This is a genomic window from Klebsiella sp. MPUS7, from assembly GCF_009905335.1.
In the GTDB taxonomy this organism is placed as follows: domain Bacteria; phylum Pseudomonadota; class Gammaproteobacteria; order Enterobacterales; family Enterobacteriaceae; genus Klebsiella; species Klebsiella grimontii.
In genome coordinates this window covers 2,487,060-2,510,387 of the sequence record NZ_CP047604.1, presented here as the reverse complement: position 1 = coordinate 2,510,387, position 23,328 = coordinate 2,487,060, and the positions used below count along the sequence as shown (strand labels likewise).

Annotated in this window: 22 protein-coding genes; 10 read left to right on the top strand and 12 right to left on the bottom strand. The window is 57.5% G+C overall.

Going from position 1 to position 23,328, the window contains the following annotated elements:
• Positions 1-42: 42 nt before the first annotated feature.
• Genes pcaC through GUC22_RS11770 form a run of 6 tightly spaced genes read right to left on the bottom strand, consistent with a single transcriptional unit; the run spans position 43 to position 5,101 of the window.
• Complete coding sequence (gene pcaC, locus GUC22_RS11795; protein WP_049086811.1) at positions 43-426, bottom strand: 4-carboxymuconolactone decarboxylase; 384 nt, start codon at positions 424-426, stop codon at positions 43-45.
• A complete protein-coding gene (pcaD, locus tag GUC22_RS11790; RefSeq protein ID WP_098362760.1) occupies positions 416-1,183 on the bottom strand; it encodes a 3-oxoadipate enol-lactonase in 768 nt (255 codons plus the stop codon). The genes pcaC and pcaD overlap by 11 nt, the downstream gene beginning before the upstream one ends.
• Positions 1,173-2,525, bottom strand: coding sequence for a 3-carboxy-cis,cis-muconate cycloisomerase (locus GUC22_RS11785; protein WP_049086808.1), 1,353 nt, complete (start codon positions 2,523-2,525; stop codon positions 1,173-1,175). Before GUC22_RS11785 ends, pcaD begins: the two co-directional genes overlap by 11 nt.
• A 9-nt stretch (positions 2,526-2,534) precedes the next feature.
• Positions 2,535-3,737 (bottom strand): 3-oxoadipyl-CoA thiolase, encoded by a 1,203-nt coding sequence (gene pcaF, locus GUC22_RS11780; RefSeq protein WP_102649682.1) that lies wholly within the window; start codon positions 3,735-3,737, stop codon positions 2,535-2,537.
• A 10-nt stretch (positions 3,738-3,747) separates the two neighbouring features.
• On the bottom strand, positions 3,748-4,404 hold the full coding sequence (locus GUC22_RS11775) for a 3-oxoacid CoA-transferase subunit B (RefSeq protein WP_004119648.1): 657 nt from the start codon (positions 4,402-4,404) through the stop codon (positions 3,748-3,750).
• Between the two features lie 10 nt (positions 4,405-4,414).
• Positions 4,415-5,101 (bottom strand): 3-oxoacid CoA-transferase subunit A, encoded by a 687-nt coding sequence (locus GUC22_RS11770; RefSeq protein WP_024358011.1) that lies wholly within the window; start codon positions 5,099-5,101, stop codon positions 4,415-4,417.
• A gap of 167 nt (positions 5,102-5,268) precedes the next feature.
• On the opposite strand from GUC22_RS11770, the gene GUC22_RS11765 reads away from it, so the two are divergent.
• Positions 5,269-6,075, top strand: a complete 807-nt coding sequence (locus GUC22_RS11765; RefSeq protein ID WP_004135569.1) for an IclR family transcriptional regulator C-terminal domain-containing protein — start codon at positions 5,269-5,271, stop codon at positions 6,073-6,075.
• On the opposite strand, the gene smrA is transcribed toward GUC22_RS11765, so the two are convergent.
• Positions 6,072-6,635 carry a DNA endonuclease SmrA gene (gene smrA, locus GUC22_RS11760; RefSeq protein WP_004135568.1) on the bottom strand — a complete coding sequence of 188 codons (564 nt, stop codon included), beginning with the start codon at positions 6,633-6,635 and terminating at the stop codon, positions 6,072-6,074. The two genes, GUC22_RS11765 and smrA, sit on opposite strands and share 4 nt — an antisense overlap.
• 101 nt (positions 6,636-6,736) lie before the next feature.
• The gene (locus GUC22_RS11755; protein ID WP_004135566.1) at positions 6,737-7,645 is read right to left on the bottom strand and encodes a LysR family transcriptional regulator; all 909 of its coding nucleotides are present in this window, start codon (positions 7,643-7,645) and stop codon (positions 6,737-6,739) included.
• A gap of 166 nt (positions 7,646-7,811) precedes the next feature.
• Between GUC22_RS11755 and GUC22_RS11750 the strand changes: the two genes are divergently transcribed.
• The 6 genes from GUC22_RS11750 to uspE all read left to right on the top strand — a co-directional run bounded on the left by GUC22_RS11750 (position 7,812) and on the right by uspE (position 15,210).
• Entirely contained in the window at positions 7,812-9,122 is a 1,311-nt protein-coding gene (locus GUC22_RS11750; RefSeq protein ID WP_024358008.1) for a M20 family metallo-hydrolase, read from the top strand.
• Complete coding sequence (locus GUC22_RS11745; protein ID WP_024358007.1) at positions 9,122-10,567, top strand: M20 family metallopeptidase; 1,446 nt, start codon at positions 9,122-9,124, stop codon at positions 10,565-10,567. The genes GUC22_RS11750 and GUC22_RS11745 overlap by 1 nt, the downstream gene beginning before the upstream one ends.
• A gap of 111 nt (positions 10,568-10,678) precedes the next feature.
• A complete protein-coding gene (gene abgT, locus GUC22_RS11740; RefSeq protein WP_049085797.1) occupies positions 10,679-12,205 on the top strand; it encodes a p-aminobenzoyl-glutamate transporter in 1,527 nt (508 codons plus the stop codon).
• Positions 12,206-12,658: 453 nt separating this feature from the next.
• A complete protein-coding gene (gene ogt / locus GUC22_RS11735) occupies positions 12,659-13,174 on the top strand; it encodes a methylated-DNA--[protein]-cysteine S-methyltransferase (protein ID WP_064342792.1) in 516 nt (171 codons plus the stop codon).
• 194 nt (positions 13,175-13,368) lie between these two features.
• A complete protein-coding gene (fnr, locus tag GUC22_RS11730; protein WP_004102577.1) occupies positions 13,369-14,121 on the top strand; it encodes a fumarate/nitrate reduction transcriptional regulator Fnr in 753 nt (250 codons plus the stop codon).
• A 138-nt stretch (positions 14,122-14,259) separates the two neighbouring features.
• Complete coding sequence (gene uspE, locus GUC22_RS11725; RefSeq protein WP_024358004.1) at positions 14,260-15,210, top strand: universal stress protein UspE; 951 nt, start codon at positions 14,260-14,262, stop codon at positions 15,208-15,210.
• Positions 15,211-15,337: 127 nt separating this feature from the next.
• On the opposite strand, the gene GUC22_RS11720 is transcribed toward uspE, so the two are convergent.
• From GUC22_RS11720 to pntA, 3 genes are all read right to left on the bottom strand, one after another.
• A complete protein-coding gene (locus GUC22_RS11720) occupies positions 15,338-15,526 on the bottom strand; it encodes a YdiH family protein (RefSeq protein WP_004102581.1) in 189 nt (62 codons plus the stop codon).
• 145 nt (positions 15,527-15,671) lie between these two features.
• Positions 15,672-17,060: a Re/Si-specific NAD(P)(+) transhydrogenase subunit beta gene (pntB, locus tag GUC22_RS11715; protein WP_148865653.1), complete on the bottom strand. Its 1,389-nt coding sequence runs from the start codon at positions 17,058-17,060 to the stop codon at positions 15,672-15,674.
• 10 nt (positions 17,061-17,070) lie between these two features.
• Positions 17,071-18,600: a Re/Si-specific NAD(P)(+) transhydrogenase subunit alpha gene (pntA, locus tag GUC22_RS11710; protein ID WP_024358002.1), complete on the bottom strand. Its 1,530-nt coding sequence runs from the start codon at positions 18,598-18,600 to the stop codon at positions 17,071-17,073.
• A gap of 522 nt (positions 18,601-19,122) precedes the next feature.
• Between pntA and ydgH the strand changes: the two genes are divergently transcribed.
• The 3 genes from ydgH (at position 19,123) to folM (ending at position 22,397) form a co-directional block, all read left to right on the top strand.
• On the top strand, positions 19,123-20,073 hold the full coding sequence (gene ydgH, locus GUC22_RS11705; protein WP_004134413.1) for a DUF1471 family protein YdgH: 951 nt from the start codon (positions 19,123-19,125) through the stop codon (positions 20,071-20,073).
• 179 nt (positions 20,074-20,252) lie between these two features.
• The gene (locus GUC22_RS11700; RefSeq protein ID WP_131929832.1) at positions 20,253-21,635 is read left to right on the top strand and encodes an amino acid permease; all 1,383 of its coding nucleotides are present in this window, start codon (positions 20,253-20,255) and stop codon (positions 21,633-21,635) included.
• A gap of 36 nt (positions 21,636-21,671) precedes the next feature.
• The gene (gene folM, locus GUC22_RS11695) at positions 21,672-22,397 is read left to right on the top strand and encodes a dihydromonapterin reductase (RefSeq protein ID WP_004134410.1); all 726 of its coding nucleotides are present in this window, start codon (positions 21,672-21,674) and stop codon (positions 22,395-22,397) included.
• On the opposite strand, the gene GUC22_RS11690 is transcribed toward folM, so the two are convergent.
• Positions 22,394-22,729, bottom strand: coding sequence for a GlpM family protein (locus tag GUC22_RS11690; RefSeq protein ID WP_004119621.1), 336 nt, complete (start codon positions 22,727-22,729; stop codon positions 22,394-22,396). The genes folM and GUC22_RS11690 overlap by 4 nt on opposite strands.
• Positions 22,730-23,328 lie beyond the last annotated feature (599 nt).

Below are 23,328 nucleotides of genomic sequence, written 5' to 3'. Positions count from 1 at the left end.
GCATGACGGCCTGAGATAAGCGACAAACCTGCCGGGTGGCGGCTAAACAGCATCCATCTCATCAAATACCTGCTGCGCCAGGTGCATCGTGGCGTTGGCGGCGGGCAGGCCGCAGTAGAGCGCGGAGTGCATAATCAGCTCTTTTAGCTCATCGCGGGTGACGCCGTTGTTAAACGCCGCTCGCAGGTGCATTTTTAGCTCAGCTTCGCGGTTCAGGGCGATCAGCATGGCGATGGTGATCATGCTGCGAGTATGGTGATCGAGCCCCGGCCGGGTCCAGGTCTCTCCCCAGGCGTAGCGGGTAATGAAATCCTGGAACTCTTCATTCAGCGGCGTCAGCTTTTGCAGCGTCTTATCGACATGGACATCGCCGAGCACCTTGCGCCGTACCTCCATTCCCCGCTGATAACGCTGCTTATCGTCCATGCTTTTCCCCCTGAACAAAACCCAGCAGCGCCGAGCTAAACGCTTTCGGCGCTTCGATATTCGATAGATGCGATGCCGCCAGTACAACCACTTCAGAGACCGGGATCTGCTGATGCAGAAAGTCGGCATCCGCCACCGTTGTGACAGGGTCACTTTCCCCGGCGACAATCAGCACCGGAATCGGGATCTGCCCGACCTCAGCGCGCAGATCGGCGGCGGCCAGCGCTTCACAGCAGGCCGCATAGCCTTCCGCATCGATATGGGTCAACTGGTGACAGAGCGCGGCCACCACTTCCGGCGTCTTCTGACGAAACGCGTGGGTAAACCAGCGATCCGCCGCGCCTGCGGCCACCACTTCCATACCTTCCTGACGCACCGCGCGGGCGCGCGACAGCCAGCTTGCCTGGTCGCCAATACGCGCGGCGGTGTTGGCGACGACCAGCCCGTAAAAACGTTCCGGAGCAAAGCGTCCCAGCCACAGACCGGTCAGACCGCCCATGGAAATTCCGCAAAACCAGGCTTTGGCAATATTAAGATGATCGAGTAGCGCAACCACATCTTCGCCGAGCTGCGCCAGCGTCACTTTACCGTTTTTACGCGTGGCGCCATGACCGTGGGTATCGTAGCGCAGCACGCGAAAATGCTGCGTCAACGCCTCAAGCTGCGGCTGCCACATCGCCCGGGTGGTGCCCAGCGAGTTGGAGAGCACGATGACCGGCGCGTCTTGCGGCCCATCAATCTGATAATCAACATTCATGAAGTTGTTCCTTATAGCGCGCCACAACCTGGCGCACGAAGAGTGCCGAGCTGCCGGTCGCCGTCGTCGGATCCAGCAGTTGGGTTAAGCGGTCGGCGGAGAGATGTTCGCTGACCTGCGGATCGTTTTCCAGTACGCTCTGCAGCGAACATGACGTATCCAGCGCCTGACGACACAGCGCCTCAATGCGATGATGAGCATCGGCTTTGCCGATAAACTCCGCCAGCGCCAGGGTCACGGCCTCCGCCATAATCAGGCCATGGGTGATCTCAAGGTCGGCGCGCATTTTAGGCGGGAAGACCTGCATATCGCGCACCAGCGCTTCGCTCTGCGCCAGCGCGCCGCCGACGAGGGTCATCAGCTCCGGCAGCGTTTCCCACTCCGCCTGCCAGCCGCCCAGCGCCCGCTCATGCTGCTGGATCTGCCCGGTATACAGCGTCGCCACCAGCCCCGGCGTACGCTGGGCGGCGGTCAAAATAGCGGCGCAGGCGATGGGATTGCGTTTGTGCGGCATGGTGGACGACCCGCCGCGCCCTTCAGCGACCGGCTCCGCCACTTCCGCCACTTCGGTTTGCATCAGCAGCGAAAAATCATTGGCGAATTTACCCAGCGTGCCGCAGACCCCCGCGTACCACGCTCCCACCTCCAGCAGCCGGTCACGCTGACTGTGCCAGGGTGTGTCCGGCAGCTGCAGGTCGAGGGTTTTCGCCAGCGCGATGGCGACCTGCGGCGCCTGGGTTTTAAGGGAGTCCAGGGTACCCGCCGCGCCGCCAAACTGCAGGGCCAGCACCCGCGAGCGCATCTCCCGCAGGCGAGTCTGCCAGCGCAGCAGCGCATCCAGCGTCCCGGCAAGCTTAAGGCCAAAGGTCACCGGTAGCGCGTGCTGCATCCAGGTCCGCCCCGGCATCACCGTATCCTGATATCGCTGTGCCTGGCTGGCCAACGCGTCGAGCAGACGCTGCAGCAGGGACTCCGTTTCCGCCAGCGCCCCGCGCAGCTGCAGGATAAAGCCGGTATCGATAGCGTCCTGGCTGGTCGCCCCCCAGTGAAGGTAGCGCGCCGCCGCTTCATCCCGTTCCCTGACCCGCGCGGTCAGCTGTTTAACCAGCGGGATCGCCAGATTTCCCGCGCTGGCGGCGGCCTGCCCCAGCGCGGCAAAATCGATGTTTTCGTGCCGGCAAGTCTCAAGAATCGGGGTCAGGGCCGCCTGCGGCACCAGGCCGCATTCGACCTGGGCGCGCGCCAGCGCGGCTTCAAAATCCAGCATCCCCTGCACCCGCTGCGCGTCGCTGAACCAGGCGGTCAGCGGACTGGTGCGCATCATCGGGGTCAACAAACTCATTGTGGCTCCTTAAACGCGTTCAATAATCAGCGCGATCCCCTGACCGACGCCGATACACATGGTGCACAGCGCATAGCGCCCGCCGGTACGGCGCAGCTGATACGCTGCGGTCATTGCCAGACGACCGCCGGAAGCCCCCAGCGGATGCCCGAGGGCAATCGCGCCGCCGTTAGGGTTGACGTACGCCGCATCGTCGGGCAGGCCCAGATCGCGCGTCACCGCCAGCGCCTGAGCGGCAAAGGCTTCATTTAGTTCAATGACGTCCATCTGCCCAAGCGTTAGCCCGGTTTGCGCCAGCACCTTACGTACCGCCGGCGCCGGGCCAAATCCCATAATTCGCGGCGCAACGCCTGCCGTCGCGACGCCCACTACGCGCGCCAGCGGCTGTAAATCATTGGCGGCCACCGCCTGCTCGCTGGCGAGCAGCAGCGCACAGGCGCCGTCGTTAACCCCGGAGGCGTTACCCGCCGTCACCGTACCGTCGGGGCGAACCACGCCGCGAAGCCTGGCCAGCGCTTCCGCCGTGGTGCTGCGCGGATGCTCATCGCGGCTAAAGAGCAGCGGTTCGCCCTTGCGCTGCGGCACCGAGACGGCGATCAGCTCGTCGGCAAAACGCCCCGCCTCCTGCGCCGCCGCCGTACGCAGCTGGCTACGCAGCGCAAACGCATCCTGATCCGCCCGCGAAACGGCGAAATCGTCCGCCACGTTTTCCGCCGTTTCCGGCATCGAATCCACGCCGTACAGCGCTTTCATCTGCGGGTTAATGAAGCGCCAGCCGATGGTGGTATCTTCCATCCGCATCGTGCGGCTAAAGGCGCTTTCGGCCTTGCCCATCACAAATGGCGCCCGCGACATGCTTTCTACGCCGCCGGCGATCATCAGTTGAGTTTCGCCGCTTTTAATCGCGCGCGCTGCGATGCCGATCGCATCAAGGCTGGAACCGCACAGGCGGTTAACGGTACTGCCCGGTACGCTTTCCGGCAGTCCGGCCAGCAGCAGCGCCATACGCGCGACGTTGCGGTTATCTTCCCCCGCCTGGTTGGCGCAGCCGTAAATCACATCATCAATACGCGCCGGATCGAGTCCCGGGTTGCGTTCCAGCAGCGCTTTCAGCGGCAGCGCCGCCAGATCGTCGGCGCGCAGGGTGGCCAGGGTACCGCCAAAGCGACCGAACGGCGTGCGCACCGCATCACAGATAAATGCCTGATTCATCATAGGTTCCTTACGCGCTTTCCGCCAGTTGTGCAAAAGTCAGCGCCACCGGAGTGATGCGCTGCAGTTCCTCAAAAGAGAGGCCGTTGAAGATTTCCCGCACCACCGGGCCGCTTTCGCTGATATCGATGACCGCCAGGTCGGTGTAAATCCGGCTGACGCAGCCAACGCCGGTCAGCGGATAGGTGCAGTGCTCTACCAGCTTGCATTCCCCGTCGCGGGTCAGGTGATCCATCATCACGAAGACCTGACGAGCGCCAATGGCCAGATCCATCGCCCCGCCAACCGCCGGAATCGCGTCGGGCGCGCCGGTGCTCCAGTTCGCCAGATCGCCGCTGGCGGAAACCTGATAGGCGCCGAGCACGCAGATATCGAGATGGCCGCCGCGCATCATGGCGAAGGAGTCGCCGTGGTGGAAATAGCAGCCGCCCTGCAGCAGAGTCACATACTCTTTTCCGGCGTTAATCAGCTCCGGGTCCTCTTCACCAGGCCGTGGCTTTGGCCCCATTCCCAGCAGGCCGTTTTCGCTGTGCAGGAAGATTTCTTTATCGGCAGGAAGGTAGTTGGCGATACGGGTGGGTAAGCCGATCCCCAGGTTGACGTAAGCGCCTTCGGGAATATCGCGGGCTACGCGCTGGGCCATCTCATCGCGAGTCAGTTTTTGCATAATGGGGTCCTCAGGCGCTTTTAGCGGCAATCAGGTTTTCCAGGGAGAAGACGCGCTGAACAAAAATGCCCGGGGTAATGATGCTCTCCGGGTCAAGGCTACCGAGGGGCACCAGCTGCGAGACTTCCACGATAGTGGTTTTCGCGGCGGTCGCCATAATCGGACCGAAGTTGCGCGCCGCCTTGCGGTATACCAGGTTTCCCCAGCGGTCGCCCTGGTGGGCTTTGATCAACGCGAAGTCAGCCTTGATGGGATATTCGAGCACATAGTGACGCCCGTCGATCTCGCGAGTCTCTTTCCCTTCCGCCAGCGGCGTACCGTAGCCGGTTGGAGTGAAAACCGCGCCGAGGCCAGCCCCTGCCGCCTGAATACGCGCGGCGAGGTTGCCCTGCGGAACCAGCTCCAGCTCGACTTTGCCGCGGCGATAGAGATCGTCGAAAATCTGCGAGTCGACCTGACGCGGGAACGAGCAGATCATTTTGCGCACCCGCCCGGCCTTCAGCAGCGCCGCCAGGCCAACTTCGCCGTTGCCCGCATTATTGTTGATAATGGTTAAATCGCGGGCCCCCTGTTCTATCAGGGCATCTATCAGGTACGTCGGCTGCCCGGCGGGGCCAAAACCGCCAATCATTATGGTCGCTCCGTCGTGGATCCCAGCGATGGCATCACGTAGCGTCGACACGCTTTTATCAATCATCAGGTCGCTCCTGTATGTGCGGTAATCGCACTTTTATTCGTTGTTCGCACAAAATGTGACCCGCTTAACGATGTCGGTCAAGGGCGATAATCGAAATATGGTGCGATAATCGAACATCGTGTATGTTTAGCGAAAGAATGTGATCGGCGGCAAATATGGAGAAGAGCATGGAGAAACATCCAGACGATTTACTGACGGGCGATAGCGATCCGTTTAAGGGCGATCCGAACTTTATGGCTTCGCTGGCGCGCGGGCTGGAGGTGATCCAGGCGTTTACGCCGCAGCGCCCGCTGCTCTCTATTTCGCAAATCAGCCAAAAGACCGGCATTCCGCGCGCGGCGGTGCGCCGCTGCCTGTATACGCTGAGCAAACTGGGCTTTGTGTACGCCGAAGATGGTAAAAACTTCCAGCTGCGGCCGAAAATTCTGGCGCTGGGCCACGCGTGGCTGGCCTCCACGCCGCTGGCGCGCTCGGCGCAGCCGGTGCTGAAGCATTTAAGCGAAATGCTCAATGAGTCTTGCTCAATCGCCACTCTCGACGGCGACGATATTCTTTATATCGCTCGCGCATCCAGCTCGCGCATTATGACCATCGATCTCGATATCGGCAGCCGTCTGCCCGCCTGGGCGACCTCGATGGGGCGCGTACTGCTGAGCTATCAGCCGGAGGAGAAGCTGAACGATATGCTGGGCCGGGTCACCATGATTCGCTATACCCCGCAAACCGTCGATTCCGTCGCGAAGCTGCGCGCCGAGCTTAAACGCGTCCATCAGCAGGGGTACGCGCTTAACGATCAGGAGCTGGAGATGGGGCTGCGCTCGCTGGCGGTGCCGCTGTTTAATCCCCAGGGGCAGATTCAGGCGGCGCTTAACGTCGGCGTGCATGCCGGACAGGTTTCCGCGCAAGAGATGCTGGCGCGGGTGTTACCCGAGCTACAAAAAGCAGCCCGGGAACTGACGCTGCTGATGCGCTAGCGGCTATGTTTAGCGTGGCGCTCCCAGTTTTCCTGCTTAGCCTCCGCCGATTTACGCAGCGCCACGTAGCAGGCGCCGCTGCCGCCGTGGTGCGGTAACGCTGCGCAGAACGCCTGGACTTCCGGGAGTTCCACCAGCCAGCGCGCCAGGTAGCTGCGAATAATATTGGCGTGGGCGTTATCGTCGCGCCCTTTGCCATGAACGATCAGCACATTGCGCAGCCCCTCCTTTCGCGCCTGAACCACAAAAGCAAACAGCATTTGTCGGCACTTTTCGACCGGCTGGCGCAGCAGATTGAGGCTTGCCTGCTGGCCGTACTTGCCGCGCCGGAGTTTCTCCAGCACGCCGCTTTGCAGGCCTTCGCGCTTGAATTCCAGGGCGGTTGCCAGCGGCACGATATCGAGATAGCCGGTGGTCAGGAAGTTATCAAGCTGCAGGGTGTCAACCCGCTGCACGGCGCGGGTCTTGCGCTCGGGATGCCAGTGAACGTCGTTATGACGTTTCAGAGGCTGAACGTCCTCCATGGCGCCAAGAAATAGGGATTTGTCGTCAAGGTTCATGCGCGCTCCTCCAGCTACAACCGGGAAGTTACTATAGCCGCCTCGCGCTTACCCCTCAACGCGTTTAACACCCTCCGCCGGTAAATCGGGCGTCGACGCGATCAGGGAAACAGTTGACGGCTTTGACGACGAAACAGCGTGATTAATGACGCCGTTAAGGGCGTCTGCCGCGTATCGCGGCGCTGAATCAGATAATAGGTGGCTTTGGGTAACGCTTCGCGAATGGGGATCATCACCAGCTTATCCGCCATCATCGGGTCATTGCCAAGTTCGACCGGCAAAATGCTGAGAAAATCACTTTTCACCACCAGGCTAATACACGAAGAGAAGGTCTCGCAAACGATATCCACCTTTGGCGCCAGTCCGGCCTGGTTAAACATCTCCTGCAGCTGTTTGAAGTAGCTGCCGCGCGGCGTCGGCATCGTCCAGTGGCGATCGAGCAATGCCGTCAGTGAAGTGGCTTTTGCCGCCGGGTGACCGGCGCGGGCGAATACCGCGAAGGGTTTCTCAAATAGCTTTTCAAAACTGAATTCATGATCGTACGGGCCGGGATAGTAAGTATTGATGGTGAAATCCAGCTCACCCTGGCGCAGTTCATTAATCATCGCCAGCAGTTGTCCTTCCATAATCCGCACCTTCACCAGCGGATGCTGCTGGTGAAAGCGGCAAATGACCGACGGCATCAGCGAGCGCGCTACGCTGGCGCCAAGACCGATATTAATCTGCCCCGCCTGCTCGCCCTGACGCTGCAGCAATTCATCCTGCGCCGCCCGCAGCTCTTCGAGGATCAGGCTCGCATGTTGATAAAAGCTTTCGCCGTTTTCAGTCAGCGCCACCCCCTGGCTACGGCGCACAAACAGCTGCGCGGAGAGGCCCTCTTCCAGCTCTTTGATCGCTTTGGTCAACGCCGGCTGCGAAATCGCCAACGCCCGGCTGGCGCCACGAATGCTCCCTTCACGCGCAACCTCAACGAAGGCGCGAATGTGATGAAATTTGATCTGAAATGACATATCGCAAGTGATAACCAGTGTTTATCAGACAGAAGAAAATGACATCTACTGTAATCGATCGTGCTGTGGCAGGTTAAGGATGAGAGCGCATGAAATACGGCAGTGATAAGTAAAAGCTATCACTTCGTGAACACCATCACAGTTTTTGATTATGACAGGAAAGGTTATGCCGCAACTTTATGATTTCATCAACCAGCTGGCGCCAAAAATGACCGAATGGCGTCGCGATTTTCACCTGCATGCGGAATCCGGCTGGCTGGAGTTCCGCACCGCCAGCAAGGTGGCGGAGATACTTGACGATCTGGGTTATCAACTGGCGCTGGGTCGCGACGTTATCGATGCCGATAGCCGTATGGGCCTGCCTGATGAAGAGACCCTGGCGCAGGCGTTCCAGCGCGCCCGCGCGCAGGGTGCGCCGGAGCGCTGGCTGCCGGCGTTTGAAGGGGGCTTCGCCGGGGTAGTGGCGACGCTTGACAGCGGGCGGCCGGGGCCGACGCTGGCGTTTCGCGTCGATATGGATGCGCTCGATCTCAACGAGCAGCATGACGATAGTCACCGTCCGCATCGCGATCGTTTTGCCTCCTGCAACGAAGGCATGATGCATGCCTGCGGCCACGACGGTCATACCGCAATCGGCCTGGGGCTGGCGCACGTGCTCAAGGAATATGCCGCGCAGCTCAACGGGACGATCAAGCTGATTTTCCAGCCGGCTGAAGAAGGTACCCGCGGCGCGCGCGCCATGGTGGCTGCGGGCGTACTTGATGACGTGGACTACTTCACCGCCATTCATATCGGTACCGGCGTCCCTGCCGGCACCGTCGTTTGCGGTGGCGATAACTTTATGGCCACCACCAAATTCGATGTGCAGTTCAGCGGCGTCGCCGCCCACGCTGGCGGTAAACCTGAAGATGGACGTAATGCGCTGCTGGCAGCGGCCCAGGCCGCCCTTGCCCTGCATGCCATCGCGCCGCACAGCGCCGGGGCGTCAAGGGTTAACGTCGGGGTCATGCAGGCCGGTACCGGGCGTAACGTGGTTCCCTCTTCCGCGCTATTAAAAGTCGAAACCCGGGGCGAAACCGACGCTATTAACCAGTACGTCTTTGAGCGGGCCAAACAGGCGATCGCCGGCGCGGCGACGATGTATGAAGCCAGCTACCAGCTGCACCTGATGGGCGCAGCCACCTCCAGCGCCCCGTCGCCGGCGTGGGTGGACTATCTGCGCCAGCAGACGGCCCAGGTCCCCGGCGTTAAACAGGCCGTCGATCGTATCGCTGCCCCGGCGGGCTCCGAGGATGCCACCCTGATGATGGCCCGGGTCCAGGAACGCGGCGGTCTCGCTTCATACATGATTTTCGGCACCGAACTGAGCGCCGGCCACCACAACGAAAAATTCGATTTCGACGAAAGCGTGATGACCCAGGCCGTCGCCACGTTAGCGCGCATCGCCCTGAACTTTCCCTGGCAGCGAGGTGTGTAATGGAACAGGTTTATCAATTTGTCGATGACGTTATTGAGGGGCGGCGCAACGATTTTTGCGCCATTGCCGATGATATCTGGGATCATCCGGAAACCCGCTTCCAGGAGTTCTGGTCCGCCGCGCGTTTGGCCGATGCGCTGGAAGCGGAAGGTTTTCAATTGACCCGCAATGCCGGCGGGATCCCCAACGCCTTTATAGCCAGCTTCGGCGCAGGCCAGCCGGTGATTGCCCTGCTCGGCGAATTTGACGCCCTGGCGGGGCTCAGCCAACAGGCTCACTGCGCAGCGCCCGCGTCTCCAACGCCGGGGGAAAACGGCCACGGGTGCGGGCATAATCTGCTCGGTACGGCGGCGTTCGCCGCCGCGGTCGCCGCCAGGAACTGGCTGCAGCAGCACGGCGGCACCGGCACCCTGCGCTTCTACGGTTGTCCCGGTGAGGAAGGCGGCTCCGGCAAGACCTTTATGGTTCGCGAGGGATTATTCGACGACGTCGATGCCGCCCTGACCTGGCACCCGGAAGCCTGGGCCGGGATGTTCAGCACCAGCACCCTTGCCAACATTCAGGCGGCATGGCGGTTTACCGGCACCGCGGCGCACGCGGCGAACTCGCCGCATTTGGGCCGCAGCGCGCTGGATGCCGTGACGCTGATGACCACCGGCAGCAACTTCCTTAACGAACATATTATCGAAAAGGCGCGGGTGCACTACGCCATCACCGATACCGGCGGCGTCTCTCCTAACGTTGTCCAGGCGCAGGCGGAAGTGCTGTATCTCATTCGCGCCCCGGAAATGGCCGACGCCCAGCAAATCTTCGCCCGGATCGAAAAAATCGCCCAGGGCGCCGCGTTGATGACCGAGACCAGCGTTAGCTGCCGCTTCGAAAAGGCCTGTTCCAGCTATCTCCCCAACCGCACGCTGGAAGCGGCGATGTATCAGGCGGTATGCCATTACGGCACGCCGCACTGGAGCGAGGAAGAGCGCGCTTTCGCCGCCGAAATTCGCGCCACCCTGAGCGCGAACGATATCAATAACAGCCTGAAAAACATTGCCGGCACCGGTGACGAAGAAGGGAAAGCGTTCGCCCGCCGCCACCGCGAGACGATCCTGATCGATGAAGTGGCGCCCTGGTCGGCTACCGATAACATCCTTGCGGGCTCTACCGACGTCGGCGACGTAAGCTGGAAAGCTCCCGTAGCCCAATGCTTCAGCCCCTGCTTTGCCGTCGGGACGCCGCTGCATAGCTGGCAACTGGTGAGCCAGGGCAGAACCTCCATCGCTCACAAAGGGATGCTTCTGGCCGGGAAAATACTGGCGGCAACGGCCATTCGTTTGTTCAGCGACAGACCGTTACTGACAGCCAGCCGGCGGGAACTGGCGCAGGTCTTAGCCGAAAGGCCCTACCGGTGCCCCATCCCGCAGGACGTCAAGCCTTCGATTTTAAAATAATAAAAGCCCTTTGGACGGAGTACAGCAACGCGGTCATCGCCAAAAAACAATGGCTGACACGCCCTGGGGTCAAGAGACAACCAACACAACAACGACAACTGAGGAACGCCCATGAGTATGTCATCCATACCCTCGCCTTCCCCCAGCGGTAAGCTCTATGGCTGGGTTGAAAAAATAGGTAACAAGGTCCCGCATCCGTTTTTACTGTTTATCTACCTGATTGTGGCGTTGATGGCCGCCACCGCCATCCTGTCGGCGCTGAACGTTGGCGTACAGAACCCCACCGATGGCTCGCGAGTGGTGGTGAAAAATTTGCTTAGCGTCGAAGGGTTGCACTGGTTTTTGCCGAACGTCATTAAGAACTTCAGCGGTTTCGCGCCGCTGGGGGCCATTCTGGCGCTGGTGCTGGGGGCCGGATTTGCGGAACGCGTGGGCCTGCTGCCTTCGCTGATGGTGAAAATGTCATCGCACGTTAGCGCCCGTTACGCCAGCTATATGGTGCTGTTTATCGCCTTCTTCAGCCACATCTCCTCCGATGCCGCGCTGGTGATTATGCCGCCGCTGGGCGCCCTGATGTTTCTCGCCGTCGGCCGTCACCCGGTGGCCGGGCTGCTGGCGGCCATCGCCGGCGTCGGCTGCGGCTTCACGGCCAATCTGCTCATCGTCACCACCGATGTCCTGCTCTCCGGCATCAGCACCGAAGCAGCCAAAACCCTTGACGCCTCGCTCCACGTCAGCGTGATTGATAACTGGTATTTTATGGCAACCTCGGTGATCGTTCTCACGCTGGTTGGCGGATTGATTACCGATAAACTGGTGGAACCGCGATTAGGTCAGTGGCAAGGCGGCAGCGATGAAACGCTGCAGACGTTGACGGCTGAACAGCGCTTCGGCCTGCGCGTGGCCGGTGTGGCCGCGCTGTTATTCGTGGCGGTTATCGCGCTGATGGTCATACCGGAAAACGGTATCCTGCGCGATCCCATCAAGCATACCGTGATGCCTTCGCCGTTTATAAAAGGGATCGTCCCGCTCATTATCTTTTTCTTCTTTGTCGTTTCACTGGCTTACGGCATTGCCACCGGCAAAATTCGCCGTCAGGCCGATCTGCCGCAGCTGATGATTGAGCCGATGAAGGAGATGGCAGGCTTTATCGTGATGGTCTTCCCGCTGGCCCAGTTCGTCGCCATGTTTAACTGGAGCAACATGGGGAAATTTATGGCCGTCGGCTTGACGGATCTGCTGGAGAGCGCGGGAATGAACGGCGTACCGGCGTTTGTCGGCCTCGCGCTGCTATCCGCCTTTTTGTGCATGTTTATCGCCAGCGGCTCGGCGATCTGGTCGATTCTGGCGCCGATTTTCGTGCCGATGTTTATGCTGCTGGGCTTTCACCCGGCATTTGCGCAGATTCTGTTCCGTATCGCCGATTCATCGGTGCTGCCGCTGGCGCCGGTATCGCCGTTTGTGCCGCTGTTTCTCGGCTTCTTACAGCGCTACCGGCCCGAGGCTAAACTGGGAACCTACTACTCGCTGGTCTTGCCTTATCCGTTAATATTCCTGGCCGTCTGGCTACTGTTGCTGGTGGGCTGGTATCTGGTGGGGCTGCCTATCGGGCCGGGTATTTATCCACGATTACCATAATGTCGCCACCGGCCAGGGAAGGCCATGAAACCGTTAACGCCATGTCGTTCGGTTACTGATCTTTTTATACAACCCTTCAATCGCCAAAGAGACCAGATGAATCACTAAGCCGCTGATAATCACGATTACAACGCCAGTCATCATATATTGCATATCACCACCTTTGTTGGTAAGAACCCGCACAGCAACGCCGGGAAATCATTGACTCAAGAAAAGCCAGTCTGTTTATCTGCGGCGTCGGATGCTTACCGCTGAATTCGCCGCCGGTTGAAGGTAGCAAAATCGCTTTGCCGCCGCGCCTGCGAGTGAATACAAAAATAAACATCGCTACCCCACTCCATAATTAATAGTCCATGCTGGCCCGGTTTGTTGACCTTTTCGGGGTATAGTTTGCTAACCTCGCGTCGTGGTATGGTGATGCCCTGCCAATATAACCGCGATGAAGGATTACCGATGCTGACGCTGTTGCAGGATAAAATTGACACCCCGCTGGGGCCGCTGTGGGTAATTTGTGATGAGCAGTTCAACCTGCGGGCCGTTGAGTGGGATCAGCACCGCGACCGCATGGAGCAACTGCTGGATATCCATTATCGGAGTGAAGGCTACGAACGCGTTGATTCCAGTAACCCGGGAGGGCTGAGCAGTAAGCTCAGCGATTACTTCGCCGGGGATCTCGCCATTATCGACACCTTACCGACCGCCACCGGCGGCACGCCGTTTCAGCGGCAGGTCTGGCAAGCGCTGCGCACCATCCCCTGCGGCCAGGTCATGCACTACGGTCAGCTCGCGGAGACGCTGGGGCGACCGGGCGCCGCGCGCGCCGTGGGTGCCGCTAACGGTTCAAATCCGGTCAGTATTGTGGTGCCCTGCCATCGCGTGATCGGGCGTAACGGTACCATGACCGGTTATGCCGGCGGCGTGCAGCGTAAAGAGTGGCTGTTGCGCCACGAAGGCTATCTGCTCCTTTGACTGTAAGTGCCTTTTTTGGAATCTTCCGGTAATTTTACAATCATGTCTCGCCAGATAAACCTATTATAATCAATTGGATAAATCAGGTAACTGATTTACCCTTTTAATATTACGTGTTTCAGGGGTTCGAGACTTACCTGCTCACCAAAAAGATGTTAAAATTGACCAATATCAATTAAAGCCTGAGCAGACTTATGATCCCGGAAAAGCGAATTATACGACGCATTCAGTCTGGCGGTTGTGCAATCCATTGCCAGGATTGCAGCATTAGCCAGCTTTGCATCCCTTTTACTCTGAACGAGCATGAGCTTGATCAGCTTGATAACATCATCGAGCGGAAAAAGCCTATCCAGAAAGGACAAACCTTGTTCAAAGCCGGTGATGAGCTGAAATCGCTGTATGCAATTCGTTCTGGCACCATTAAAAGCTACACCATCACCGAACAGGGCGATGAGCAAATCACCGGTTTTCATCTGGCGGGCGATCTGGTCGGCTTTGACGCCATCGGCACCGGCCACCACCCAAGCTTTGCCCAGGCGCTGGAAACCTCAATGGTCTGCGAGATTCCTTTTGAAACGCTGGACGATCTCTCCGGTAAGATGCCGAATCTGCGTCAGCAGATGATGCGTCTGATGAGCGGCGAGATTAAAGGCGATCAGGATATGATCCTGCTGCTTTCCAAAAAGAACGCAGAGGAGCGCCTGGCGGCCTTTATCTACAACCTGTCCCGCCGTTTTGCGCAGCGCGGCTTCTCTCCGCGTGAGTTCCGCCTCACCATGACCCGTGGCGATATCGGCAACTATCTGGGCCTGACGGTGGAAACCATCAGCCGCCTGCTGGGGCGTTTCCAGAAAAGCGGTATGCTGGCGGTTAAAGGTAAATATATCACCATTGAAAACAGCGACCTGCTGGCGCAGCTTGCTGGCCAGGCCCGCAACGTCGCCTGATAGTCCCTCTGTATCCGGCCGGATCGCGAATTTTTTTCTAATTTGTTGATCTGGCCAGGCTCCTCCCCTGTTTCATTTCATCCATATAGGTTATCTTTTTAAGGACAAACTGTAGTTACAGTTGTAAGGAGACCCTGTATGGCGAAGTATCAGAACATGCTGGTAGTAATCGACCCCAATCAGGACGACCAGCCTGCATTGCGGCGCGCGGTGTATCTGCACCAACGGATTGGTGGACGCATCAAAGCCTTTTTGCCGATCTATGATTTTTCTTATGAAATGACCACCCTGCTGTCTCCTGACGAACGCACGGCCATGCGCCAGGGCGTCATCGGCCAGCGTACCGCCTGGATCCGCGAGCAGGCAAAATTCTATATTGAATCCGGCGTGCCCATTGATATCAAAGTGGTGTGGCACAATCGTCCCTTCGAAGCCATTATCCAGGAAATCATTAGCGACAAGCATGATTTAGTGCTGAAAATGGCGCACCAGCACGACAAGCTGGAAGCAGTGATTTTCACCCCAACGGACTGGCACCTGCTGCGCAAATGCCCGTGCCCGGTATGGATGGTCAAAGATCAGCCGTGGCCGGAAGGGGGTAAAGCGCTGGTGGCGGTCAATCTCGCCAGCGAAGAGAACTACCACAACGCGCTCAATGAAAAGCTGGTACGCGAAGCGATTGAGCTGGCGGAACAGGTTAACCATACCGAGGTCCATCTGGTGGGCGCCTATCCCGTCACGCCCATCAATATCGCGATTGAGCTCCCTGATTTTGACCCCAGCGTTTATAACGACGCCATTCGCGGTCAGCATTTGCTGGCCATGAAAGCGCTGCGGCAGAAATTCGGCATCGATGAAGGCCGCACCCACGTTGAAAAAGGTCTTCCTGAAGAGGTGATCCCCGATCTGTCTGAACATCTGCAGGCGGGCATCGTGGTGCTGGGCACCGTGGGTCGTACCGGCCTATCGGCGGCCTTCCTCGGCAATACCGCCGAGCAGGTGATTGACCACCTGCGCTGCGACCTGCTGGCGCTGAAGCCGGATCAATACCAGACGCCGGTTGAGCTGGACGACGAAGAAGACGATTAGTCACTCGCCTTCAGTAAGAGTAAAAAACTTCATCCCCCGCCCGCGCGGGGGATTTTTTTGCATTTTATTAACAAAATAAAGGGCCGCCCGGCCCTTATCTTCTATCGCTTTATCGGTAACGAAAACGTTAGTGGATACCTAAACGCCAGGCGTGATCGATCTCTTCTTTCAGCTCCATGGACGAAAGCGCCATTAAGTCAGCAAACTCAAGTTCCAGTAGTTTCAGCTTTTTCAGATACTGCGCGGGGGTTAAAGCAGCGGGGTCACGGCGCAGAAATTCGATGGCCAGTTGCGTGGGGGTTAACTCGGTATCCATAATATCCTCAGTTTGAGTGAAAAACAGGCCTATTATAACACTCTCGCCTGATTATTTTATGAGCAAATAATCACTTGATAACCTATATAAAAAAGCCGTCTCACAGGAGACGGCTTAAGAAGCACAGGTTTTAAAAGACCAGGCTCTACAGTGCTTTCAGAATCGCATCGACGCTGGCTTTGGCATCGCCAAACAGCATGTGGGTGTTCTCTTTAAAGAACAGCGGGTTCTGTACGCCGGCGTAGCCAGTGTTCATCGAACGCTTAAATACAATCACGTTCTGCGCTTTCCACACTTCCAGCACCGGCATACCGGCGATCGGGCTGCCCGGATCGTCCTGCGCGGCCGGGTTAACGGTGTCGTTAGCGCCGATCACCAGCACGGTGTCGGTATCGGAGAAATCATCGTTGATCTCATCCATCTCCAGCACGATGTCATACGGGACTTTCGCTTCCGCCAGCAGTACGTTCATATGGCCCGGCAGACGCCCGGCAACCGGGTGAATACCGAAACGTACTTTGATTCCGCGCGCGCGCAGTCGCTCGGTGATTTCCGCGACCGGATACTGGGCCTGCGCCACCGCCATGCCGTAGCCCGGGGTGATGATCACCGACTGCGAACCTTTCAGCATCTCTGCGGTTTCTTCGGCGCTAATTTCACGGTGCTCGCCCACTTCTTCCTCCGCCGCGGAGGCCGTGCCGTCAGAACCAAAGCCACCGGCAATCACGCTGAAGAACGAACGGTTCATCGCCTTACACATGATGTACGACAGAATCGCACCGGAAGAACCTACCAGCGCGCCGGTTACGATCAGCAGGTCGTTGCTGAGCATAAAGCCCGCCGCTGCCGCCGCCCAACCGGAGTAGGAGTTCAGCATTGACACCACGACCGGCATATCCGCGCCGCCGATGGAGGCCACCAGGTGCCAGCCAAACGCCAGGGCGATAACGGTCATCACCAGCAGGCACAGTACCTGCATGCCGATGCTGTCGGTACGTACGAAAACGATCAGCAGCAGGAAAGAAACCACCAGCGCCGCCAGGTTCAGCTTATGACGGTTCGGCAGCATCAGCGGTTTTGAAGACATCTTGCCGCACAGTTTGCCAAACGCCACGACGGAGCCGGTGAAGGTCACCGCGCCGATGAAGATGCCGAGGAACACTTCGGTCAGATGAATATTGACCAGAATCTGTTCCATCCCTGTTTCATGCTGCAGATAGCTGTTAAAGCCTACCAGCACCGCCGCCAGGCCCACGAAGCTGTGCAGAATCGCCACCAGCTCCGGCATTTCGGTCATTTCAACTTTCTTCGCCAGCCGAATACCGATAGCGCCGCCGATAACCATCGCCAGCAGGATCCACGCGACGTTGCTGCTGTCCGGCCCCAGAATGGTCGCCACCAGGGCAATCGCCATCCCGGCAATACCGTAGTAGTTGCCCTGTTGCGAGGTTTCGTGTTTAGAAAGCCCCGCCAGGCTAAAAATAAATAGAATCGCGGCAACAATGTATGCAGCTGTAACTAATCCACCAGACATTTGTTACCCCTTATCCTTTGCGGAACATTTTCAGCATGCGCTGAGTGACGGTGAAACCACCAAAAATATTAATGCTGGCGATCAGCACCGCGATAAAGCTCAGGAAGCTGACCCAGCCGCCGTGGCCTATCTGTAACAATGCCCCGACCACAATAATGCCGGAAATGGCGTTAGTGACCGACATCAGCGGCGTATGCAGCGCGTGGGATACGTTCCAGACGACGTAGTAACCGACCACGCAGGAGAGCGCAAAGACGGTAAAGTGGCCGAGGAACTCTTTTGGCGCCACGCTGGCCAGCCAGCCAAACAGAATAATCGCCAGCGCCATCAGCGCATACTTGCGCAGCGGCGAGCTCGGTTTCGCCTCTGCTTTTGGCGCTTCAACCTTTTTCGCTGCCGCCTGCGGCTGAGCAGATACCTGAATGGGTGGCGCGGGCCAGGTGATTTCACCTTCGCGAACCACGGTAACGCCGCGGATAACGACATCATCAAAATCGATAACGACATTGCCGTCTTTCTCTTTGCACAGCAGCTTGAGCAGGTTGACCAGATTGGTACCGTACAGCTGCGAAGACTGCGTTGGCAGACGACCAGGGAGATCGGTATAACCGATAATCTTCACGCCGTTGGCGGTGGTAATTACCTGACCCGGCACGGTGTATTCACAGTTGCCGCCGTTTTGCGACGCCAGATCAACCACCACGCTGCCGGGCTTCATGGAGTCGACCATTTCGCGGGTAATCAGCTTCGGCGCCGGTTTACCCGGAATCAGCGCGGTGGTGACGATGATGTCGACATCTTTCGCCTGGGCGGCAAAGAGCGCCATCTCGGCTTTAATAAAGGCTTCAGACATGACTTTGGCATAGCCGTCGCCGCTGCCCGCTTCCTCTTTAAAATCCAGCTCAAGGAACTCGGCGCCCATACTCTGCACCTGTTCTTTCACTTCCGGACGGGTATCAAACGCGCGGACGATTGCCCCGAGGCTATTGGCCGCGCCGATGGCCGCCAGACCAGCAACCCCGGCGCCGATCACCATCACCTTCGCGGGCGGTACCTTACCTGCCGCGGTGATCTGCCCGGTGAAGAAACGGCCAAACTCGTGGGCGGCTTCCACGATCGCGCGGTAGCCGGCGATGTTAGCCATTGAACTTAACGCATCCAGCGACTGCGCGCGCGAAATACGCGGCACCGAATCCATCGCCATCACATTGATGTTGCGCGCCGCCAGTTTTTCCATCAGCTGCGGGTTTTGCGCCGGCCAGATAAAGCTGATAAGCGTCGTGCCGGGATTAAGCAGCAGGATTTCATCGTCATCGGGCGCGTTCACTTTCAGAATGACGTCAGACTGCCATACGTCATCACCGCTCACGATCTCCGCTCCAGCCTGAACGAAGGCTTCATCGTCGAAACTGGCCAACTTACCGGCACCGCTTTCTACCGCGACGCTGAACCCAAGCTTTAGCAGCTGCTCCACCGTTTTCGGCGTGGCGGCGGCCCGGGTTTCCTGGGCGAGTCTCTCTTTTGGTACACCAATACGCATAGTTTTCCCTTCCATCGGTTTTTGATGATGGTTTACTTTTCTTACAAGCGACCGTCGCAAAGGCGGATGAACGCGCCCCCCAACATATGTCTGAAAAAATAAAACAGTAACAAACTTTTTATAACCTACTGAAAATACCGATTGTGATCTACAGCAATAAAACAGAAATTTTGATTTTATTGGTAAAACGCCCGGCTTACCGTGTCAGGCAGCAATATTTACCTTATTTTTATGCCAGCGCCTGATAATCCGCTTGGCAGAAGGGTTAATTCACCATTTATCGCCGTCTGGATCAGCGTGTTAACATTATGTTAACTTATGAAAGTGATATCGATTATCGATTTTGCTGGTCAAGCGGCTGTTTTTTCAACATATCGAAAAATGTTATATTTCTGCAGTATACGTTTAGAGCGGCAAGTGAAAATTGACGCAGACAGTCACTCACGATAAATGCAATAATCAAATGTTTTCAGTCAACAACAATACCCGTACATGGTTTGCGCAAGGCAAAGGATTATTTTTATGAAGCTTAAGAACTCACTCCTGGCGTCTGCTCTTCTGGCTACCACCGCGTTGTCTGCCCATGCAGCGACCGAGCTGACTCCGGAGCAGGCGGCAGCGCTGAAGCCCTACGATCGCGTTGTGGTGACCGGTCGTTTTAACGCCATTGGCGATGCGGTGCAGGCAGTTTCCCGTAAAGCGGACAAAGAAGGCGCAGCTTCCTTTTATGTTGTCGACACCTCCGATTTTGGCAGCGGCGGCAACCTGCGCGTAACGGCCGATTTTTATAAAGAAAATGCCCCGCAGGCCGACGCGCCAAAAAACCGCATTATCAACGGCATAATGGAATTACCGAAGGATCAGGCCGTTGAGCTGGAGCCGTTTGATACCGTCACCGTACAGGGCTTCTACCGCAGCCAGCCGGAAGTCAACGACGCCATTACCAAAGCCGCGAAAGCCAAGGGCGCAGCCTCTTTCTTTATCGTACGCCAGGTTGATGCCAACCAGGGCGGCAACCAGCGCATCACCGCCTATATCTACAAAGCGGATGCCAAAAAACGCGTTCTGCAAAGCCCGGATGCGATCCCGGCAGATTCAGAAGCCGGTCGCGCAGCGCTGGCCGAAGGCGGAGAGGCTGCTAAGAAAGTTGAAATTCCTGGCGTGGCAACGACCGCAGCGGTCGGTTCCGGCACCGGCGTAGGCCGTTTCTTTGAAACGCAATCGTCTAAAGGCGGGCGTTACACCGTCACGCTGCCGGACGGCACCAGGGTCGAGGAAGTGAATAAAATCACCGCCGCGCAGATGGTTCCTTACGACAGCATCAAGTTCACCGGTAACTACGGTAACATGACGGAAATCTCCTACCAGACGGCTAAGCGCGCCGCGAAGAAAGGCGCGAAGTACTACCACATTACCCGTCAGTGGCAGGAACGAGGCGGCAACATCACCATCAGCGCCGACCTGTATAAATAACGGTAGCTGAGCTGAACAAAAAGGCGGCGATTAGTCGCCTTTTTTCTTTTTTTCATTTCTCTCCATTGCATGCATACAAAACACTCCGTAAAATCCCGCGCCTTAGCGCAATCCTCCATTTTTATGCGATTTCGCCAAATAAATATTCTTAGCTTGATGATTATCACCTCGGGAATGCAATGGAAAAGAAACTGGGCCTTAGCGCCCTGACCGCGCTGGTACTTAGCTCGATGCTGGGGGCGGGTGTATTCAGTCTGCCGCAGAACATGGCAGCCGTTGCCAGCCCTTCCGCGCTGCTTATCGGCTGGGGCATCACCGGCGTGGGGATCCTGTTCCTCGCCTTTGCCATGCTGCTGCTCACGCGGATTCGCCCCGACCTCGACGGCGGTATTTTCACCTACGCCCGGGAAGGTTTCGGCGAGCTGATTGGCTTCTGCTCCGCCTGGGGCTACTGGCTGTGCGCGGTTGTCGCCAACGTCTCCTACCTGGTTATCGTCTTCTCGGCGCTCAGCTTCTTTACCGATACGCCCGAACTGCGCCTGTTCGGCGATGGCAATACCTGGCAATCCATCATCGGCGCCTCGGTCCTGCTGTGGATTGTCCATTTCCTGGTTCTGCGCGGCGTTCAAACGGCGGCCGGTATCAACCTGGCCGCGACGCTGGCCAAGCTGCTGCCTCTCGGGGCGTTTATCGCGCTGGCCGCTATGGCGTTTCGTATGGAGACATTTCGCCTCGATTTTAGCGGCCTGGCGCTGGGCGTACCGGTATGGGAGCAGGTGAAAAACACCATGCTGATCACCCTGTGGGTGTTTATCGGCGTCGAAGGCGCGGTCGTGGTTTCCGCCCGCGCGCGTAATAAACAGGATGTCGGGCGCGCGACGCTGCTGGCGGTACTCTCCGCGCTGGCGGTCTATTTGCTGGTGACGCTTCTCTCGTTAGGGGTTGTGCCGCGTAGCGAACTGGCGGAAATCCGCAACCCGTCAATGGCCGGCCTGATGGTCAACATGATGGGCTCCTGGGGCGAAATTGTGATCGCTGCCGGGCTGATTATCTCCGTCTGCGGCGCGTATCTGAGCTGGACGATTATGGCGGCGGAGGTGCCCTATCTGGCAGCGAAGCATAAAGCATTCCCGCGCCTGTTTGCCCGAACCAATAAAAACAACGCGCCGTCGTCTTCGCTGTGGCTCACCAATATCAGCGTACAGGCTTCGCTGGTGTTGATTTGGCTTACCGGCTCAGATTACAGCACGCTGCTAACCATCGCCTCAGAGATGATCCTGGTCCCCTACTTTCTCGTCGGCGCCTTTCTGCTGAAGATTGCCCGGCGCCCGCTGCACAAGGCGGTCGGTGTCGGCGCCTGCATTTATGGCTTATGGTTATTATATGCGTCCGGCCCTGTGCATTTATTGTTGTCGGTGATACTTTACGCTCCGGGTCTTCTGGTTTTCCTGTATGCCCGTCGTACACACCAGCACGATCGCCCGCTCAAACGCCGTGACCTGGCATTAATTGGTTTTTTGCTGGTTGCCGCCGTACCGGCAACGTGGATGTTGGTAGGGTAAGCGGTTACCCTGCCGCTGAACTCAAAGGAGATCTCCATGGCTGACATCCAGCCTCGCCCGATCCTGATTACCGGCGGGGGCCGTCGCATCGGCCTCGCCCTGGCCCGCCATTTTGTGGCCCGCCAGCAGCCCGTTATCATCAGCTATCGCACCTGGTATCCGGCCATCGACGCGCTGCGTGAAGCGGGAGCCGTTTGCCTGCACGCGGATTTCAGCACGGATGAAAGCATTCTGGCGTTCGCCGCAGAGGTGGAAGCGCACGCCAGCGGCGGTCTGCGCGCCATCATTCATAACGCCAGCGGCTGGATGGCGGAAAAGCCCGGGATCCCGTTAACCACGGTGCTCGCCAGCATGATGCAAATTCACGTCAACGCCCCCTACCTGCTCAACCATGCCCTGGAGAGCCTGCTGCGCGGCCACGGTCATGCCGCCAGTGATATTATCCATATCACCGACTACGTCGTGGAGCGCGGCAGCGACAAACATATCGCCTACGCCGCCAGCAAAGCGGCGCTGGATAATATGAGCCGCTCGTTCGCCCGCAAGCTGGCGCCGGAAATTAAGGTTAACGCCATCGCCCCCTCGCTGATTTTATTTAATGAAGGGGATGACGCGGAGTACCGCAGGCAGGCGCTCGATAAATCGCTGATGAAAATCGCCCCAGGCGAAAAAGAGATCATTGACCTGACTGAATACCTGTTCAGCAGTAGCTACGTGACCGGGCGCTCATTTGCCGTCGACGGCGGCCGCCATCTGCGCTAGTGGAAACGGCTCCAGCCAATAATGAGTAGCCACGCGCATAAGCTCCAGCACACCACTGCGCCTGCCAGGGCAAACGGCAGGCGCATAACGCCGGTGAAATACCATAGCGAAAGCAAGTAGATAAAGTACGGAATGATAGACCACATCCCAAAGACGATGGTGGTGCGCAGCGCTTCGATACCCCGCTCGCTGGCGACGATGTAGTGCGCAATCAGGGCGAAAGTGGGAAAAAGCGGAATTAACCCGGCGATATAGTAATTTTTCGTTTTGGACAGCACGCCAATCAGGACGACAACCAGTGCCCCGAGCAGCGCTTTTATCAACAGCCCCATTCCTTTTGCCTTAACATTTAAACAACATGTATTCGCAGCATAACGGAAGCGCGGGAATTTATAAATGCGCAAAAGCGGCGAGCAGACTGAACAGGCGAAAGACCTATTTGACTACTCCATAACGGTGGTTATGGCAGGTGATGATATCCCCTGACAAAGACCGTGCTATTTGAAATCAATTAACCCTATTTTGAACATCTTTTGCACAAACGCATTTGTTTTTACTGCGAAAAGCATCTGCATGCTCTAATTACCTGGTTATACGTATAACATTTTTTATATCGTTATTTTTGAAATTATCACCACGGTATATTTTTCCTGCACATCACCTTTAAGGGTTTACACATATTTTAAAGCGCAACATGAACGCCTGAATGATATTTAGCAGATGTTAACTCAATAATCTCATCAGTTTACTCGCACCATTAATCCGCAGTAAGTGATGCAAATCAATACTGATAAAATAGCCTGACAACGGTTAATTGATATAGGCGGTTTTTAGCATAACTGATGACTTTAAATCTATTCTTTCTGCACTCATTAGCAATAAGCGCGCGTAGACACTTTTTAGAAAAACAGCAGAATAAAGTCCGTTATAT

Coding starts and splice junctions, on each gene's coding strand:
- pcaD (WP_098362760.1), bottom strand. CDS start 1,183: ATGAATGTTGATTATCAGATTGATGGGCCGCAAGACGCGCCGGTCATC.
- GUC22_RS11775 (WP_004119648.1), bottom strand. CDS start 4,404: ATGCAAAAACTGACTCGCGATGAGATGGCCCAGCGCGTAGCCCGCGAT.
- GUC22_RS11700 (WP_131929832.1), top strand. CDS start 20,253: ATGGAAAAGAAACTGGGCCTTAGCGCCCTGACCGCGCTGGTACTTAGC.
- uspE (WP_024358004.1), top strand. CDS start 14,260: ATGGCGAAGTATCAGAACATGCTGGTAGTAATCGACCCCAATCAGGAC.
- GUC22_RS11755 (WP_004135566.1), bottom strand. CDS start 7,645: ATGTCATTTCAGATCAAATTTCATCACATTCGCGCCTTCGTTGAGGTT.
- GUC22_RS11765 (WP_004135569.1), top strand. CDS start 5,269: ATGGAGAAACATCCAGACGATTTACTGACGGGCGATAGCGATCCGTTT.
- GUC22_RS11690 (WP_004119621.1), bottom strand. CDS start 22,729: ATGGGGCTGTTGATAAAAGCGCTGCTCGGGGCACTGGTTGTCGTCCTG.
- pcaF (WP_102649682.1), bottom strand. CDS start 3,737: ATGAATCAGGCATTTATCTGTGATGCGGTGCGCACGCCGTTCGGTCGC.
- pntB (WP_148865653.1), bottom strand. CDS start 17,060: ATGTCTGGTGGATTAGTTACAGCTGCATACATTGTTGCCGCGATTCTA.
- fnr (WP_004102577.1), top strand. CDS start 13,369: ATGATCCCGGAAAAGCGAATTATACGACGCATTCAGTCTGGCGGTTGT.
- GUC22_RS11770 (WP_024358011.1), bottom strand. CDS start 5,101: ATGATTGATAAAAGCGTGTCGACGCTACGTGATGCCATCGCTGGGATC.
- GUC22_RS11745 (WP_024358007.1), top strand. CDS start 9,122: ATGGAACAGGTTTATCAATTTGTCGATGACGTTATTGAGGGGCGGCGC.
- GUC22_RS11750 (WP_024358008.1), top strand. CDS start 7,812: ATGCCGCAACTTTATGATTTCATCAACCAGCTGGCGCCAAAAATGACC.
- pcaC (WP_049086811.1), bottom strand. CDS start 426: ATGGACGATAAGCAGCGTTATCAGCGGGGAATGGAGGTACGGCGCAAG.
- ydgH (WP_004134413.1), top strand. CDS start 19,123: ATGAAGCTTAAGAACTCACTCCTGGCGTCTGCTCTTCTGGCTACCACC.
- smrA (WP_004135568.1), bottom strand. CDS start 6,635: ATGAACCTTGACGACAAATCCCTATTTCTTGGCGCCATGGAGGACGTT.
- pntA (WP_024358002.1), bottom strand. CDS start 18,600: ATGCGTATTGGTGTACCAAAAGAGAGACTCGCCCAGGAAACCCGGGCC.
- folM (WP_004134410.1), top strand. CDS start 21,672: ATGGCTGACATCCAGCCTCGCCCGATCCTGATTACCGGCGGGGGCCGT.
- GUC22_RS11720 (WP_004102581.1), bottom strand. CDS start 15,526: ATGGATACCGAGTTAACCCCCACGCAACTGGCCATCGAATTTCTGCGC.
- ogt (WP_064342792.1), top strand. CDS start 12,659: ATGCTGACGCTGTTGCAGGATAAAATTGACACCCCGCTGGGGCCGCTG.
- GUC22_RS11785 (WP_049086808.1), bottom strand. CDS start 2,525: ATGAGTTTGTTGACCCCGATGATGCGCACCAGTCCGCTGACCGCCTGG.
- abgT (WP_049085797.1), top strand. CDS start 10,679: ATGAGTATGTCATCCATACCCTCGCCTTCCCCCAGCGGTAAGCTCTAT.